19 protein-coding genes are annotated in these 16,174 nt (G+C 51.5%); 9 read left to right on the top strand and 10 right to left on the bottom strand.

Annotation, left to right across the window (positions count from 1 at the left end; translation table 11 throughout):
• Nucleotides 1-4: 4 nt before the first annotated feature.
• On the bottom strand, nucleotides 5-217 hold the full coding sequence (locus tag PsW74_RS24680; RefSeq protein ID WP_057464696.1) for a hypothetical protein: 213 nt from the start codon (nucleotides 215-217) through the stop codon (nucleotides 5-7).
• 159 nt (nucleotides 218-376) lie between these two features.
• Here PsW74_RS24680 and PsW74_RS24675 point away from each other — a divergent pair, with 159 nt between their 5' ends.
• Nucleotides 377-928, top strand: a complete 552-nt coding sequence (locus PsW74_RS24675; protein ID WP_063286148.1) for a cysteine hydrolase family protein — start codon at nucleotides 377-379, stop codon at nucleotides 926-928.
• On the opposite strand, the gene PsW74_RS24670 is transcribed toward PsW74_RS24675, so the two are convergent.
• A complete protein-coding gene (locus PsW74_RS24670; RefSeq protein ID WP_244271709.1) occupies nucleotides 925-1,806 on the bottom strand; it encodes a polyprenyl synthetase family protein in 882 nt (293 codons plus the stop codon). The genes PsW74_RS24675 and PsW74_RS24670 overlap by 4 nt on opposite strands.
• A 324-nt stretch (nucleotides 1,807-2,130) precedes the next feature.
• Between PsW74_RS24670 and PsW74_RS24665 the strand changes: the two genes are divergently transcribed.
• The 3 genes from PsW74_RS24665 (at nucleotide 2,131) to PsW74_RS24655 (ending at nucleotide 4,372) form a co-directional block, all read left to right on the top strand.
• Nucleotides 2,131-3,372 (top strand): cyclopropane-fatty-acyl-phospholipid synthase family protein, encoded by a 1,242-nt coding sequence (locus PsW74_RS24665; RefSeq protein WP_057464699.1) that lies wholly within the window; start codon nucleotides 2,131-2,133, stop codon nucleotides 3,370-3,372.
• Between the two features lie 107 nt (nucleotides 3,373-3,479).
• A complete protein-coding gene (locus PsW74_RS24660) occupies nucleotides 3,480-3,863 on the top strand; it encodes an NINE protein (RefSeq protein WP_063286146.1) in 384 nt (127 codons plus the stop codon).
• A gap of 149 nt (nucleotides 3,864-4,012) precedes the next feature.
• Entirely contained in the window at nucleotides 4,013-4,372 is a 360-nt protein-coding gene (locus PsW74_RS24655) for an NINE protein (RefSeq protein ID WP_063286145.1), read from the top strand.
• Between the two features lie 242 nt (nucleotides 4,373-4,614).
• Here PsW74_RS24655 and PsW74_RS24650 read toward each other — a convergent pair whose 3' ends face one another.
• Together PsW74_RS24650 and PsW74_RS24645 are read right to left on the bottom strand one after the other, a co-directional pair.
• Nucleotides 4,615-5,157, bottom strand: a complete 543-nt coding sequence (locus PsW74_RS24650; RefSeq protein WP_057464702.1) for a carboxymuconolactone decarboxylase family protein — start codon at nucleotides 5,155-5,157, stop codon at nucleotides 4,615-4,617.
• 170 nt (nucleotides 5,158-5,327) lie between these two features.
• Nucleotides 5,328-5,879, bottom strand: a complete 552-nt coding sequence (locus PsW74_RS24645) for a peroxiredoxin (protein ID WP_063286144.1) — start codon at nucleotides 5,877-5,879, stop codon at nucleotides 5,328-5,330.
• Between the two features lie 246 nt (nucleotides 5,880-6,125).
• Here PsW74_RS24645 and PsW74_RS24640 point away from each other — a divergent pair, with 246 nt between their 5' ends.
• From PsW74_RS24640 to rpmF, 3 genes are all read left to right on the top strand, one after another.
• Nucleotides 6,126-7,070 (top strand): hydrogen peroxide-inducible genes activator, encoded by a 945-nt coding sequence (locus PsW74_RS24640; RefSeq protein ID WP_063286143.1) that lies wholly within the window; start codon nucleotides 6,126-6,128, stop codon nucleotides 7,068-7,070.
• A complete protein-coding gene (gene mtgA / locus PsW74_RS24635; RefSeq protein WP_063286142.1) occupies nucleotides 7,067-7,783 on the top strand; it encodes a monofunctional biosynthetic peptidoglycan transglycosylase in 717 nt (238 codons plus the stop codon). Before PsW74_RS24640 ends, mtgA begins: the two co-directional genes overlap by 4 nt.
• 140 nt (nucleotides 7,784-7,923) lie before the next feature.
• On the top strand, nucleotides 7,924-8,109 hold the full coding sequence (rpmF, locus tag PsW74_RS24630; protein WP_057464705.1) for a 50S ribosomal protein L32: 186 nt from the start codon (nucleotides 7,924-7,926) through the stop codon (nucleotides 8,107-8,109).
• Nucleotides 8,110-8,236: 127 nt separating this feature from the next.
• Here the strand turns inward: rpmF and PsW74_RS24625 are convergent, their stop codons facing one another.
• The 3 genes from PsW74_RS24625 to PsW74_RS24615 all read right to left on the bottom strand — a co-directional run bounded on the left by PsW74_RS24625 (nucleotide 8,237) and on the right by PsW74_RS24615 (nucleotide 11,129).
• Nucleotides 8,237-8,869 carry a LysE family translocator gene (locus PsW74_RS24625; RefSeq protein WP_057464731.1) on the bottom strand — a complete coding sequence of 211 codons (633 nt, stop codon included), beginning with the start codon at nucleotides 8,867-8,869 and terminating at the stop codon, nucleotides 8,237-8,239.
• A gap of 177 nt (nucleotides 8,870-9,046) precedes the next feature.
• Nucleotides 9,047-9,775, bottom strand: coding sequence for an acetoacetyl-CoA reductase (gene phbB / locus PsW74_RS24620; protein ID WP_057464706.1), 729 nt, complete (start codon nucleotides 9,773-9,775; stop codon nucleotides 9,047-9,049).
• A gap of 169 nt (nucleotides 9,776-9,944) precedes the next feature.
• Nucleotides 9,945-11,129: an acetyl-CoA C-acetyltransferase gene (locus PsW74_RS24615; protein ID WP_063286141.1), complete on the bottom strand. Its 1,185-nt coding sequence runs from the start codon at nucleotides 11,127-11,129 to the stop codon at nucleotides 9,945-9,947.
• Between the two features lie 351 nt (nucleotides 11,130-11,480).
• Here PsW74_RS24615 and phaR point away from each other — a divergent pair, with 351 nt between their 5' ends.
• Complete coding sequence (phaR, locus tag PsW74_RS24610; RefSeq protein ID WP_063286140.1) at nucleotides 11,481-12,098, top strand: polyhydroxyalkanoate synthesis repressor PhaR; 618 nt, start codon at nucleotides 11,481-11,483, stop codon at nucleotides 12,096-12,098.
• 53 nt (nucleotides 12,099-12,151) lie between these two features.
• On the opposite strand, the gene PsW74_RS24605 is transcribed toward phaR, so the two are convergent.
• From PsW74_RS24605 to PsW74_RS24595, 3 genes are all read right to left on the bottom strand, one after another.
• Nucleotides 12,152-12,856, bottom strand: a complete 705-nt coding sequence (locus PsW74_RS24605; protein WP_208980650.1) for an isoprenylcysteine carboxylmethyltransferase family protein — start codon at nucleotides 12,854-12,856, stop codon at nucleotides 12,152-12,154.
• 101 nt (nucleotides 12,857-12,957) lie between these two features.
• The gene (locus tag PsW74_RS24600) at nucleotides 12,958-13,590 is read right to left on the bottom strand and encodes an HAD family phosphatase (protein ID WP_063286139.1); all 633 of its coding nucleotides are present in this window, start codon (nucleotides 13,588-13,590) and stop codon (nucleotides 12,958-12,960) included.
• Between the two features lie 84 nt (nucleotides 13,591-13,674).
• A complete protein-coding gene (locus tag PsW74_RS24595; RefSeq protein WP_057464711.1) occupies nucleotides 13,675-14,106 on the bottom strand; it encodes a heme-binding protein in 432 nt (143 codons plus the stop codon).
• 115 nt (nucleotides 14,107-14,221) lie between these two features.
• On the opposite strand from PsW74_RS24595, the gene ggt reads away from it, so the two are divergent.
• A complete protein-coding gene (gene ggt / locus PsW74_RS24590; RefSeq protein WP_063286138.1) occupies nucleotides 14,222-15,820 on the top strand; it encodes a gamma-glutamyltransferase in 1,599 nt (532 codons plus the stop codon).
• Nucleotides 15,821-16,174: the final 354 nt, after the last annotated feature.

The raw sequence follows: 16,174 nt of genomic DNA, 5'->3' as shown, positions 1-16,174 counted from the left end.
CAGGCTACATTCTGTCTTCGACTGGCCAATGAACGTAGGCTAGGATCCAGAGGAAGATCAGGTTGACCAGGGGAATGAAAGCCAGAATGGTCCAGATCCTTGAAAAGCCGAGACGGTTCAGGATTCTGGCGATTGGAATGACAACAACCAGTATCCAGACGATCATAATGACAACTTGCCAAAGAGCGAAGCCTTCCATCATCATTTCATGATCCATGTAATGACCTCCTGTCCATCTGCTTCAGGACCAACTATCTGTTTGATAGTTACAAAGGTCAAAGAAAATATTTATTGATTACAATTGCTTATGACTAATTCATGGGCATTTTTTTAGGGGAAGTCGTAAAGACCTATTCCTCCGACAAATGAGGGTACGATGAGCACCGCGCTGATTATTATTGATGTCCAGAAATACTTATTTGATGTGGAGCCGCACCCGTTTGAGCGGGATGAAACGATTGCCCGTATCAACAGACTGAGCGCAAAAGCTCGTGAAGCAGATGTACCAGTTATCGTTGTTCAGCATGAACGTACAAACCATCAATTGGCTTATGGTTCTGAGGGATGGGAATTGCCGGATGATCTTGTTGTAACGGACAGTGATTTGAAGGTGCGGAAAACTGCACCGGATTCCTTCTACAAAACCAATCTGAAAGAGTTGTTGGATGAGCGCGGCATTACGGATCTGACGATCTGCGGGTTTGCTTCAGAGTTTTGCGTAGATACCACGTTCCGCCGTGCGGCTTCGCTTGGGTTTAACCTGCGACTGGTGAATGATGCGCACACCACGCACGACAAAGAGCATGCTACTGGACAGCAAATCAGAGCGCATCACAACAACACGCTGATTTATCTTCGTGGATATGAGGGCAGTATTACCGCCCTTCCAGAGGTTGACGTTGAATTTGCGCAGGCAGTGACGGCTTAACTTTCGCGATCTGCGATGTAGCGGGCCAGCGTCTTCAAGGTGTTGGCCTTTGCACCGTATGGCTCCAGCAGTTCATCTGCTTCTGCAATCAAGCGTGAGAGCTCTTGACGGGTGTGGCTTTCACCCAGCAGGCTGACGAGGGTTGCTTTGCCAGCTTCTGCATCTTTGCCCGTTGCCTTGCCAACCACTTCTGCATCGCCAGTCAAGTCCAGCAGGTCATCTGCCAGCTGGAACGCCAGACCGATGATTTCGCCAAAACGGGTGAGGCGAGCGATGTCGTCTTCTGTGGCATTTGCGAGCATTGCGCCTGCACGGCATGCATAACGAATGAGGGCGCCGGTCTTCATCGCCTGTAGCTGACGGATCTCAGCTTCTGTTCTGTCGCGATGTTCAGAGGCCAGGTCGAGCATCTGGCCGCCTGCCATACCGCCGATGCCGGATGCGCGGGCGAGTTCCCGAGACAATCGCAGACGAATGGCCGGATCAGGATGCACCTGCTCATCAGCAATGAAATCAAATGCGATCGTGAGCAGTGCATCCCCTGCAAGGATCGCCGTTGCCTCGTCAAATGCCTTATGGGTTGTTGGACGGCCACGACGCACATCGTCATCATCCATTGCAGGCAGGTCGTCATGGGCGAGGGAGTAGCAGTGAATGCATTCCAGTGCTGACGCAGCTACAAGCGTGCCTTCATCTTCGTGACCGAACAAACGGGCAGCTTCCACCATGAGAACCGGGCGCAGGCGCTTGCCGCCGGACAGCGCTGCATAGTTCATCGCTTCTAACAAGCGTTCAGGGCGGGCTAACTCCTCAGAACGAACTGTCTCCCCTAAAAGAGAGGTGAGCTTTTCTTCAAGAGACTGAGCGGTTTCGGTGATGACCGATTTTAAAGCAACAGACACAGAACCCCATCCCAAACGAGCAATTAAAATACAACAGATTTGAAAGTGCTTACCTATTCGACAGATAGCACGTTGATCGTTTGTCCCGAAAACAGCCCAACGTCAAGTTAAATGGCGTGTTACCGTAAGGTTCCTGCGGATTTTCGCCCCGTAAATATTCGGGTGAGATTTCCTGCGGAGTTGCCTTGTGGCTGTTTTTTTCTTTAGGTTAAATCTAAAGTTACCTAAGGTCATATAATAAGAGCCTCGCAATAAGGCGCCCTAGTAAGTCAGCTATAAGAGATGATAGGGGGAATAGAAATGCGTGCACTTTCGAAGATTTTGTCGAGCTTTGTCCAGAAAGGGCAACTTGTAATTTTTGACGCCAAAGACAAAAAGCATGTTTTTGGTAGCGATGAAAGCGGCCCCTCCGCTGCATTGCGTTTTCACAGTCAGAAGCTTCCTTATACACTTCTGATTGATCCTGAGCTGAAAGCAGCCGAAGCCTATATGGATGGCTTGATCACCATGGAGCCAGGTCACACTTTGAATGATCTGGTTGCTGTGTTCATGGCGAATGACGGCCTGCTTACAGAACATCCTATTCAACGAATTCTAACCTTCATGAAGGACGGTCATACGCGGCGACGTCTTGGCTTGAACCTGAAGAAAAACAAAGCGCAGGTGCGTCATCACTACGATCTGTCGACGGACTTGTATCGGCTGTTTCTGGATGACGGGCTTAATTATAGTTGCGCTTATTACCGGACACCTGAAGACACACTTGAAGAAGCCCAACAGGCCAAGCTGGACCATCTTGTTGCCAAGCTGGACCTGAAGCCAGGCATGTCAGTGCTTGAAATTGGCGGTGGTTGGGGTTCTCTGGCTATTCGCATGGCGCAGACTGGTGCGCAGGTGACTTCTCTCAACGTCTCTACCGAGCAGATCAAAATTGCTGAGGAGCGGGTGAAAGCTGCCGGTCTTGAGGGCAAGGTTGATTTTGTCTGTCTGGACTACAACGAGTTTGAAGGTGAGTTTGATCGCGTTGTTTCTGTCGGCATGATGGAACATGTTGGCCATGGCAATCTGGGTGCTTACTTTGCTAAGGTCAGAGATTGTCTGAAGCAGGATGGCTATGCCGTCATTCACTCGATTGGTCGCAGTGGACCTCCGGGTGTGACTGGCCCATTCCTGAGCAAGTACATCTTCCCAGGTGGGTATTGTCCTGCTCTTTCAGAGACTTTTGCCGATATCGAGAAAACGGGTCTTTGGGTCTGTGATAACGAGATTTTACGGCTGCACTACTATTACACCCTGAGAGACTGGCGCCTTAATTTTGAGCGTAACCGGGACAAGATCAAAGAGCTGTATGACGAGCGCTTCTGCAAAATGTGGGAGTTCTATCTGTCAGGCTGCGAAATGAACTTCCTGCACGGGCGGCTCATGGTGTTCCAGTTGATCCTGTCTAAAGAACGGGATGCCGTACCGATCATCCGTGACTTCATTGGTGACAATGAGCAGGCGATGATTTCTCATCGTGATGATCGCAGAAAAACGGCATAAGTTGCTCTGCGCTAAAGAGATGGCTCCGGAATTAGTTCCGGGGTTTGTTGGGGTGGATCATTGACGCCCAGTGAAATCATTGGCTACTTTCCCGATGATTAAAATGCATGGGTGAAAGCAGGTCGTTGGTGTTTGATGATATTACATTGCCCTCGCAAAGGCGGCGAGAGGGCATTTTCAATTTTTCCGAACCGGGTAAGTCGACAGCCTATGCCGTTTTGTTTGCGCTGTTGCTTGGTCAGTTCGCAGCGCATCGGTTTTATCTGCGTAAGCTTGGCAGTGCCGTTGTCATCAACTGCCTGAACATTACGGCAGTTTTGATCCTGATCCCGTTGCTCATGGGATTGGAGGGGCTTAATTTGATTGCTGATCTGACGATAGGCGAGTGGATCGGCTTCGGTGTTGCCATCGGTATGGCGATGATCGCAAACATCTGGGTGTTTATTGATCTGATCGTGCTGATTATATTGCTTGTGCGAGAGAGTTTTTAGGGCAGAGTGTTGCTAAGGCTTGACCCTTTCACGATTGCCTAGGATGAATTCATAGCCCCTAGTTAGATGCCTTAAATATCGAGAGATGTGTTGATCGATAATGCGTGTCAGCCTCTGAGTGTGATTGAAGCTCACCGGAGGTCGTAGTCATGAGCGATCAAACCGCCAATTCTTCTGGTAACAGAGGTTTCTTTTATCTCAAGAACCCGCATAAATCTGCTGTGGTGACAGTGATCCTGTCGCTCTTTCTGGGCGGTTTGGGGCTGCATCGGTTTTATCTTGGTAAGCCGCTGAGTGGAGCGGTGATGCTCGTTCTTTCTTTGGTCACGGGTTTTCTGATTGTGAGCGGTCTGAACCGGATAGAGACATTGGACCCCAACGGGATGCTGGTTGTTGTTAGTGGAGCTTTGGGGTTGGGAATGATTGTTTCCGCGTGGGCGCTGGTTGATTTGCTGATCATCCTTGTGGGGGTGTTCAATACGCCTTCCATCCCTGATGAGGTTCGCTAAAGCAGCTCGCATTTAAGCTGAAACACCTGAACTGCTTTAGTCTTTGTTTTTGCGTATCTTTATCCGAAAACCGGTTTTCACTTTTCGGAGATACGCTGTAGGCTCACGACAAAGAAAAAGCCGAAGCTGGGGGGCTTCGGCTTAGCTCTTGGAGCCAGTTTAGGTATCGCCTGTTATTCGGGGCACGAATAATCCTGGGAGGGGATTAAACAGGGCGAAACCCTATAGAGAGGCGCTTGTGGTTATTCAGCTGCTTCCAATTCCAGTTCTGATGCTTCAAGGGCGACAGCAGCAGATTGGATGATTGATGCGAAACGAACAGCTGTTTGCACCATCTCGGCAGTTACTCCAGCTTTGCGCAGGATAGCTTCGTGGCTATCAATGCACATGCCACAGCCGTTGATGGCGGATACAGCAAGCGACCACAATTCAAAATCGACTTTGTCTACGCCCGGCTTGCCAATCACGTTCATGCGCAATTTGGCAGGCATGGTTCCGTACTGCTCATTTGAGGAGAGGTGTACGAAGCGGTAGTAGATGTTGTTCATGCTCATGATTGATACAGCAGCTTTGGCGGCGCTCATCGCTTCTGCGGACAGGTGCGGAGCAGCTTCTGCAATCAGGGCCTTCTTCACGTCTGCATTGCGGGTGGCGATGGCGCAAGCGACGATCAGGCCGTATTTTTGTTGAGCAGTCAGAGATTCATCAGTTCCCATAGAGCCAAGATTCAAACGAACGTCCTTAGCAAAGTCACCAAGGCGGGATTTCAAGGAATCGATGGACATGATGTTTCTCCTAATGATTTTGGCAATGGGCCACGTGCAAAGTGATGGTTTTTAGTTTTTGGTGCGCAAACTCTTCCGAAACCTGATTTTTATTGTTTTCGGAAGTACGCTAAAAAGACCGGAGCCTGCGATTTTTCGCTTTATATGCTCCGGTCCCGATTGTTCCGGAATTAAGCTGCGATTACGTCGCCGCCAACTTCACGGTTACATGGGCAGAGTTCGTCGGTCTGCAGAGCGTCGAGAACACGCAGGGTGTCTTTCGGATTACGGCCAACGTTCAGGTTGGTTGCGTAGATGTGCTGGATGGTGTTTTCGTTGTCGACAACGAAGGTGTAGCGGTATGCAACGCCGTCTGGGGAACGAACGCCGAGGCCGTCGATCAGGGAACCGTTGGTGTCAGCAAATGCCCAGATTGGCAACTTGTCGAGATCTGGGTGATCACGGCGCCATGCCAGCTTACAGAATTCGTTGTCGGAAGAACCACCGAGTACAACTGCGTCACGGTCTTCAAACTCACTTGCAAGGCGAGCGAATTCAGCGATTTCGGTTGGGCATACGAAAGTGAAGTCTTTTGGGTAGAAGAAGATTACTTTCCACTTACCTTCGAAGCTTTTTTCAGTGATTGCTTCAAATGCGCTTTCGCCGTTTTCTTCGTGGTTGTTGAAACCAGGCTTTACGCCAACTACTTCAAATTCTGGAAGCTTTTCGCCGATACCGAGCATGGTACTCTCCTAAATATGGAATGACGCCAGAGCGCGTCGATTAGTGTTTCTCATGAAGACCTGGAAAATACGTCTTCGTTGGGGTCTTTATGCAACTCTTGATTTGATCGGTCAAAACGATAATAACGAAGAAGTCCATCGATTTTTTCGATGAGCATGCTAAGTTGTCTCGGGATTGGCCAAATTCCGCCAAAACTTAGAGAAATTCTAATCTATGAGCTTTGATCTGTGTCATCTGGTCGCACAATGTTACCCACATTAAAACAGCTTCAGTACTTCAAATCGCTGGCCAAACACCTGTCTTTTTCGAAGGCGGCAGAGGCTTGTTTCATCACACAATCAACGCTTTCTGCCTCGATCAAGCAGTTGGAAGGCATACTTGGATGTGAGCTGCTGGACCGCTCTGGTCGCACGCTCGTTCTGACTGAAGCGGGAGAGAAGGTGCTTGAGAGGGCATCCTTGCTGTTGCGTGATGCGGAGGACCTTGTGCAGGGGGCTCGTGCGCAGAACAAGCCGTTGTGTGGTCGGTTCCGGTTGGGGGTGATCCCGTCCGTTGCTCCGTTTCTGCTGCCGCGCTTTCTGCCTCAGCTCAGAGAGCTTTATCCTGAGCTGCAATTGTTCCTTCGTGAGGATCTGTCGCGCAATCTGATGATTGCTTTGCGGGAAGGGCGCATTGATGCGGCACTGATGGCGCTGCCCTATGACACGACGGGGTTTGAATCTGCCGAGATTGGGAGCGATGATTTTTATCTGGCCGTGCCGAGCGTACACGCGCTGGCGGGAGCCCATGAAGTGATGATGGAAGATCTGGCAGATGAGGTGTTGTTGTTGTTGGAAGATGGCCACTGTTTGCGAAACCATGTGCTTGCCGCGACGGGAGGGCGCATGCTGACGGCAAATGAAGATGTACAAGCCACATCTTTATCAACACTTGTGCAAATGGTGGATAACGGCATCGGCGTCACTTTGGTGCCACGTATTGCAGTAGATGCAGATATCGACCGTGGGACCTCTTTGAAGCTGATCAAAATTGCCGACAAGAATGCGCGCCGGACGATTGGAATGGTCTGGAGGCGTAAATCTTCTTTTGAAGGAAATGCAAAATTACTTTGCAAGGCTCTGGAACGCTTTATGGTTGAAACTCAAAGAGACGTCTCGGTTCCTCAAGATGTATCGGAGAAGAGTGCTTGAAAAAAGCGCGTTCAAAGGAGAAACCAGAGCCATTAAAGCGCAGGATCAGGCGTTGGGTGTTGCGTACACTCGGGGTACTTGTGGCTTTGCCGGTGGTGCTGACACTGCTGTATTCTGTGGTTCCTCCTTATTCCAGTTTGATGCTGTTTCGCGTTGTGACTGGTCAGCCCGTTTGGCGAGAATGGGTGCCTTTGGAAGAAATTTCCGTTAATTTACAACGTTCTGTGGTCGTCTCTGAGGACGCTACGTTCTGCACTCATGGCGGCGTTGACTGGCCTGCCGTGCGTGGGCAGGCCTGGAAGTTGTTTGAAGGTAAGCGGCCTCGGGGGGCGAGCACCATCACCATGCAGCTTGCGAAGAACCTGTTTCTCTGGAACGACAGGGATTATCTGCGCAAAGTGCTGGAGGTACCTCTGGCGATGCTCATCGATACGGTGCTGTCAAAGCGGCGGGTGTTGGAGATCTATCTGAACGTTGCTGAGTGGGGCCCGGGGATCTTTGGAGTGGAAGCTGCATCGCAAACTTTCTTTGGGAAAAGTGCTGCAAAACTTTCTGCGACTCAGGCCTCTTTGCTGGCTACAGCGCTCCCAAACCCAATTGCCAGGAACCCCGCAAAACCTAGCTCTGGACATCGCAGGCTTGCCGGTATAAACCGTAGCCGAGCTCAGGTGGCCGGCGAAGTGCTTAACTGTATTTCGGCGCCGGAGAGGTAGTGCGAAATTATTTTCGTATAAGGACTGGCAAATCCTTCTGTTTGCCTGTATAACCCCCGCCAATCTGAGAGATTGTGTATTTCGCACGTTAACGCCGCGCTTGAGTGGCGCGTGCGCATGTGACGAGAGAGAGAGCTACAATGGCTGTTCCTAAGAAAAAAGTATCGCGTATGAAGCGCGGCTTTCGCCGTTCTACTGATGCTCTGGCACAACCAGCTTACGTGGAAGACAAGGATTCCGGCGAACTTCGTCGCCCGCACCATGTTGACCTGAAGAGTGGTATGTACCGGGGTCGTCAGATCCTTCAGGCTAAAGACGACGCTTAAGTCTGAAGCGATCAGCGCGAGTTGATTTTGAAAAGGCCGTCCCTCGGGGCGGCTTTTTCTTTTTGTGATGCTTCGCTTGAACTAAGAAAGGCCGCTCTGTGAAAGGGCGGCCTTTTTTGATTTTCTGCTAGCGTTGGGTTTCGAAAGCTAATCTTGCTGCAAGACCTGCGAACACGGCACCTAAAACATAATTTGCGAGAAACTTAAGCTTTCCGTTGCCTCCGAGTGTTCGCATCATGTGATTTGCTGCGACAATGACAGTTCCGTTGATGAAGAAGCCGACTGTGTTCAACACGGTGGCAAGGATCATTATCTGAACTGCGACGTTTCCAGCTTCAGGTTTCACAAATTGAGGAAACAAGGCCAGGATGAAGATGACCATCTTGGGATTGAGCAGGTTAGTTAGAAGGCCCTGACGAAACATCTGAATGGATGAGTGCGTTTTATTTTCAATAGTTGTACTGGCGGCCTCTGATTTTGAGGTGAATGCCTTCCAAGCCAGAAACAGCAAATAAGCAGCGCCTGTAAACCGAACAACATCATAAGCGATAGGAACAGCAAGAAAGAGCTGTGAAAGGCCAAAGGCTGCGGCAAACGCATGAAAGTAAGTTCCTGTGGCAATTCCTGCAAAGGTGGCTAGTCCTGCACGTCTTCCCTGAGCTGCACTGCGGGACGCAATTAGCAACATGTCTGGGCCGGGAGTTGCTGTGAGGGCAAAGGACGCTGCTGTGAACAGAAGCAGCGTTGAAAGATCTGGCATCGCGTTTCCACCCAAATTCGTATGCAAACGAGAGGTCATATCGGAATTGTCTGCACACATCAAACTTGCCAAATTTTGTCGGTGCGTTCCAGATAAGAAAACCGCCCCGTAGAGAGGCGGTTTTGGTGTTTGATCGTCATGCACGCTTTAGAGCGGGAGGTTCCTCACCGCTGCGTATTAGCCGTTTGCGACGTATTGGGCGCCGTTGATGGTCATGACGGAGCCGGTGACGAAGGCTGCGGCTGTGGAGGCGAGGTAGCAGACCATGCCTGCGATCTCTTCTGCCTTACCGAGACGACCCACCGGGATCTGGCCGATGATGCCTTCCAGAACCTTCTCAGGGACAGCAGCGACCATGTCAGTGTCGATATAGCCTGGGCAGATGCAGTTCACGGTGATGCCCTTGCGCGCTGTTTCCTGCGCCAGTGCTTTTGTGAAGCCGATCACGCCTGCTTTTGCTGCGGAGTAGTTGGTCTGGCCGATCTGGCCTTTCTGTCCATTGATGGAAGAAATGTTGATGATGCGGCCAATACCACGCTCGCGCATGCCATCCAGAACCGGGCGGCTCATTGTGAACATTGAGTCGAGATTAGTTTTCATCACGGCGGTCCACTGGTCATAATCCATCTTGTGGAACCAGCCATCGCGGGTGATGCCCGCGTTGTTTACGAGAACTTCGACCGGGCCGAGCTCTTCTGCCACTTGAGCAATACCTGCTTCACAGGCCTTAGGGTCCGCTACATCCCATTTGTAAACACTGATGCCGGTTTCTGCGCTGAATTTATCAGCCGCTTCCGTGTTGCCTGCATATGTTGCGGCAACTGTGTATCCTGCATCCTTCAATCCTTTGGAAATCGCTGCGCCGATGCCACGCGTTCCTCCGGTTACAATTGCTACCCTGCTCATCGATATACTCCCCGCCTTAGGAATAAAATATTGGAACCCACTACTACAGGTAATAATAATGACGGAGCAAAGACAACTCCGTCATTAGTTAGGGAATTGACTTGAACTTTACGCAGGGACCATAAAGCTCAATTATTCCAATTAGGTGACATTACTACCAATGTTGAGGTTATTTTCTCTCAACACACAGTGCGATACCCATACCTCCACCAATGCATAGGGTTGCCAGGCCTTTTTTCTTCTCTTCGCGCTTCATTTCATGCAGAAGTGTTACAAGTACACGTGCGCCGGATGCACCGATTGGGTGGCCAAGAGCGATTGCGCCGCCGTTGACGTTGAGCTTGTCTGAGTCGATTCCCAGTTCCTGACCAACGGCAAGAGCCTGCGCTGCGAAGGCTTCGTTTGCTTCGATGAGATCGAGGTCATCAATAGCCCAGCCAGCTTTTTCGAGTGCTTTTTTGGAAGCAGGGATTGGGCCAAGACCCATGTATGCAGGATCAACACCAGCAGTTGCCCATGACTTGATGGTTGCCAACGGTTTCAGGCCACGCTTTTCAGCAGCGTCTGCGCTCATCAAAACAAGAGCTGCTGCACCATCGTTGATGCCGGATGCGTTGGCTGCGGTTACGGTGCCTTCTTTTTTGAATGCCGGGCGCAGTTTCTGCATTGCGGAGATTTCAGCACCCATGCGGATGAATTCATCATCTTCCACCACGCGCTCAGTTCTGCGCTCTTTTACGGTGATTGGAGTGATTTCGTCTTTGAACTTGCCAGCTTTCAGAGCAGCTTCTGCTTTGTTCTGAGAGGAGACAGCGAACTCGTCCTGAGCTTCACGGGTGATCTGGTACTTTTCTGCGATGTTTTCTGCAGTGATACCCATGTGATAGCCTTGGAACGCATCAATCAGACCGTCCTTCAGCATGGTGTCAGTCATGGAGTAGTCGCCCATTTTCACGCCGGCACGCAAGCTCTGGCAGTGTGGGGACAGGGTCATGTTTTCCTGACCGCCTGCAACGATGATATCTGCATCGCCAGACTGGATCTGCTGCATGCCCATAGCGACAGCGCGCAGGCCTGACCCGCAAACCTGGTTGATGACGATAGCGGTCGAATCATCTGCCATGCCAGCGTTGATCGCTGCCTGACGTGCCGGGTTCTGACCGAGACCAGAAGTGAGCACGTGGCCGAAGATAACTTCGTTGACGTCGTTTGCTTCTACTTTCGCCTGATCAAGTGCTGACTTGATAACCGCGGTGCCGAGGTCTTGAGCTGGGGTGTTGGCGTAGGACCCGTTGAAGGATCCGATTGGGGTACGTGTCGCGCTTACAATTACAACATCATTAGGCGAGGTCATGTGCAATTCTCCAATATTTGTGCAATGCGGGACTTCTTATTCGCACGCAAATCACCAGGGCGGGCAGCCATGCTGGTGCAATGCAGCATAAGAGATCCTTCGAACTCGTAGAATACCTAATGGGCAGACTATTCAATTTGTAGGGGGGAAAGCCAGATGAATTCGATAATTCCAATTAAGACCATAGTAGACCAATGAAACCGCTAGCGTGAAAGGTGGGATTTAGCTTACTCTGCGGCTTACTAGTTAATCTCGTATGTAAAAAATATGGGATCAGGGGGGAGCTGGCCGGAGCAAATTGGGATAGTGTTCCAGATCAGCCATAATAGCGCATTGAGGTACTCAAATCTGATGGCTAAGACAAACGAAGCCACTATCATCAAGAAGTACGCCAACCGGCGGCTCTACAATACTGGAACCAGCACCTATGTGACTCTCGAGGATCTTGCGGTGATGGTGAAGGATGAAGATGACTTCGTCGTCATTGACGCCAAATCCGGTGATGACATCACCCGGACTGTTCTGACGCAGATTATCTTTGAGCAGGAAAGCAAGGGGCAGAACCTTCTTCCAATTACCTTCCTGCGCCAGCTGATCCGGTTTTACGGTGACAGCATGCAAAACCTCGTGCCAAGCTATCTGGAATTCTCCATGTCCTCTCTTACACGAGAGCAAGAGAAGCTGCGCAGCCAGATGAACCAGAACTTTGGCTCCTCTGCCTTTGAGGTTCTGGAAGATCAGGTGAAGCGCAATGCAGATATGTTTGACCGCGCGATGAAGATGTTCCTGCCGTTTGATGGGGCAAACCCTGCGGATATGCCGGGGCAAGCTCAGGCGCCTGAAAAGGAAGCTGCGCCTAAACCTGCAGAAACGCAGGCCAGCAGCGGCGATATTTCCGACCTGAAAGAGCAGCTTGCAGAAATGCAAAAGCAGATCGCAGCTTTGGCAGCAGCCAAAAAAGACGCCTGATACACGCACATTGCTGCTGAGTTATGGAAGCCGGAGGGATGCCTTCGGCTTTTTTAATAGATCCACGGGAATAAGCGGCAAGGGACCTTCTCAGTATAGGTTGTGTAACCTTCGCAGTTGCTGGTGAGGGTTTTTTCTTCAGTTCTCATCAGCGGCAGGAAGCCGAGGATGATGAGCGGGATTGCGAGGAAGGCGAAGAGTTTTGAGCCCAGTATCATGGAAAGGCCTGCGATGCAGAACATGAGACCGAGATACATGGGGTGGCGGACCAGTGCGTACGGTCCGCAGCTTTCAACGCATTGCTGCTCGCTCAGGTCTATTTGAGGTGTTGGCTTGGCGAAGGGGCTTTTGCTGAAGGTCCAGACGATGAGAATGACACCGCACAGGAAGAGGAACAGGCCTCTGAGGATTGGTTTCACGTCTCCCGTTTGAGGCAGGATATGCCAGAGGTGAGCGTCCAGAGCAGCGAGCAGGAAGTAGACGAAGATCACTCCGAACAGAATGAGAGTGGCGCGTTTGTCTCCCTTCAGGGCCTTGGAGGGGAACGAGGTGCGTTCTTTGAACAACCAGGGATTTATGCGGGCGAGCCATAAGCCTACGCCGACTTGCGCGAAGTAAACCAGTGCCACAATCATCAAGCCCCGCGGCCATGCCAGTGATGATCCTGCGAAAGCGATGGATGGCAAGATGGCGAGTGCGATGAAGACCGCCAGCATCGCTGAGCTTATGGTCAGACGTAGGTACAGACTTCTCTCCATCTCAACTTGCGTGTGTTGCAATTGCACAAGTTTACGGAGAGAAACCGTCTTTGAGGCGAACAGATTGCTGGTCTGCTGAATATCCGGTTAGTGGGATGTTTCTAATTCGCCGGAACCTGCTCATTGATCAGTCCCAGTGTGCGAATGTAACTGGCGAATGCTGGTTCTGTGGTGAACTGGTAAGCGGTCAGGCCTGCTTCGCGGGCACCTTCCACATTGTCGAGGCGGTCATCCACGAACAGGGATTCTTCTGGTTGGAAGCCGTACTTCTCACAGACTGTCAGGTAGATGTTCGGGTCTGGTTTGCGGGTTCCGAATTCAGCGGAGGCATGGCCGCGGTCACCAAAGATTGGCTCAAGTGCCGGAGCGACTTCATAGAGCGCGTCTTTCAGCATCATGCCGTTGTTGGTGAGCAGGGCGACTTCGTGGTTTTGTTTGATTGCTTCTACATGGGAGAGCATGTCCGGCCATTCGGTCATCATGTCCCGGCGAATTTTGACCCACGTTTCACGTGAAATAGGATGGCCCAGAAGTCGTTGATACTGCGAGAGGTATTCTGCTGCAGTGTGCGGCGTGCCGGCTTCGGCAGCGTATTCTTCTGGTCCCTTAAAGACGATATGATCGATCTCTTCGGCTGGTTTGCCGGTCATGTCAGCGAGGACATTCAGACGGTAGGGGTGGTCATAATCGTAAAGGACGTTGTCCATATCAAAAATAACAAAGCGAATAGGCATGGGTACCAATCTGAAATGAAGTGAACCGTGATAGTGGTGCAGTTGCTGGGCGCAATATAGTCCAGCAACTGCGGTAAAGTTGTGTCAGCCTGCGTCAGCCGTGAAACCTGCTGCTTCAATGCCTGCAATGGCTGAAGCTTCGTCGTTTTCGGATGTGTCACCGGTGATGCCGACTGCGCCTAGAATTTCGCCGTCAGTGTTGCGGACCAGAACGCCGCCCGGAACCGGGACAATGCCACCGCCTGCAACGCCGTTGAGGGCCTGCACAAAGTGAGGGCGGCTTTGGGCGTTGTCGTTGAGCCAGCGGGAACCTGCACCAACGGCTACGGCGCCATAGGCTTTGCCCATTGCGATTTGTGGGCGCAAAATTGATGAGCCATCCTGACGTTCGAGCGCGACGAGGTGGCCGCCTGCATCCAGCACAGCGACGGTGAGTGGTTTGAGGCCTAGCTCGCTTCCTTTAGCCTGTGCTGCTGAGATGATTGTCCGGGCGTGATCAAGATTGAATTGCACCATAAGTATTTCCTGATAGGTTTTGCTGAATCACCCTGTTTTAGCAGAGGATGATGATACGGGGAATTCTTCGTTAGGGGACCGGAGATTCACTGGTAATTACAAAGAGGGATTTTTCGTGTTTAGAGATTTTCATGCTCCGGGTCGCTCCGCTGTTTATGCACCACATGCAATGGCAGCGACATCCCATCCATTGGCTACCAACGCAGCGCTCGAAATTTTGAGAGAGGGCGGTACTGCCGTTGATGCTGCTGTGGCCGCGATGGCTGTTCATTCTGTCGTTGAACCGCATATGACGGGCATTGGTGGTGATTGCTTTGCCATTGTTGCGCAGCCGGATGGTACGTTGTCGGGCATGAATTCTTCTGGGCGTGCTTCTAAAAATGTGAGTGCAGATAAGCTGATAGCGGATGGTTTGCTTGATGTTGCTGTGGATTCAATTCACGCCGTGACTGTTCCGGGAGCCTTGCGTGGGTGGGAGAAGCTGCTCAAAGACCATGGACGGTTTTCATTCGACAAGGTTCTGAAACGGGCGATTGGTTATGCGCGTGACGGGTACTCGGTCTGCCCGCGTGTGGCTGCGGACTGGAAAGGTGCTGTTGACTTTCTCAAGCGTGATGAAGGTGCATCTGAGCTGTTTTTGAAGGATGGTCGTGCGCCTGTTGTTGGCGAAATGATGCGTAACCTTCCCTTGGCTGAGACACTGGAAGCTGTTGCAAAGAGTGGAGCGGATGCGTTCTACAACGGCCCGATTGCTGAAGAGATTGCAACAGTAGTGCAGGCGAAGGGTGGATACCTGACAGCGGACGATCTGGCCGCGCATGAGGCTGTTGATCTGACGCCCGTCACCACGGACTATCGCGGTGTGACGGTTGCTGAATTGCCACCTAACGGGCAGGGCATTGTAGCTCTGGTTATGCTGGAGCTGATGAAGCGGTTTGACTGGGCAGATCTGGATCCAATGGGGCCAGAGCGGTTCCATCTGGAGATGGAAATTGCCAAGATTGCTTATTCTGGCCGTGATCGTTTTCTTGCTGATCCTGAGACTATGGAGTTTGACCCGCAGGCGTTTCTTGATAGCGACTACATCGACGGTCTTGCCAAGTTGATCCGCACGGATGCTGTGTTGCCGAGGCAGCCGGAAGAGGTGCTCTCACCGAAGTCTGATACGGTTTATCTGAGTGTGGTTGACGAGAATGGTCTGGCCATTTCGCTCATCAACTCCATTTATCACGGCTTCGGCTCTGGTATCGCGACACCGAAATCCGGTGTGCTTTTGCAAAACCGTGGGGCGTGCTTCACGTTGGAAGAGGGGCATCCAAACCAGATTGCTGGCGGTAAGCGGCCAATGCACACCATCATTCCGGCGATGGTTCTGAAGGACGGTCTGCCTTATATGAGCTTTGGTGTAATGGGCGGCGGGTATCAGCCGTGCGGCCATGCCCATGTGCTTTCCAATCATCTGGACTACGGTATGAACATGCAGGAAGCCATTGATTGCCCACGTATGTTCATCGACGAGAAGTCCTTGTCTTTGCAAGCTGAAACCAGTGTCTCAGCGGAGACGGTTGAAGCACTGCAAGCTTTAGGCCATGAGGTGTCCATTGTAGCTTCCCCTATCGGCGGTGGACAGGCCATCATGTTTGACCGAGCCAACGGCGGCGGCCTGATTGGCGGCTCTGACCCACGCAAAGACGGCTGCGCACTGGGTTATTAAAGCACTGGTGTTTTGTTGGCTGTGATGGGTATGACTGGTTGAGTTGCTCCGGCACCTCAGCCGTCATGCCGGACAAGCGGAGCGCTGATCCGGTATCCAGTGCAAAAGGTGCTGGTGTTGGTGAGGGCTGCTCTGGATCTCGCATCAAATGCGGGAAGACGAGGGAGAGGGCTGGGGCTCTAGGTTCCGCATCGCGCTGCGCTTGTGCAGGATGACGGTATTGGGATCTCGCCAGCGTATCCTTGCGGCAACAGTTCTTTCGCTTTTGCAACTTTTCGTTGACAGGTGGCCGGTTCCATTCCACATTCATATGTGAGGCTTCGAAACCTCTTTGTCAGCGGTAACCGCTCCCGT

The sequence above is a fragment of the Pseudovibrio sp. W74 genome (assembly GCF_001623085.1).
In the GTDB taxonomy this organism is placed as follows: domain Bacteria; phylum Pseudomonadota; class Alphaproteobacteria; order Rhizobiales; family Stappiaceae; genus Pseudovibrio.
This window is presented reverse-complemented; position numbering and strand designations above follow the sequence as displayed.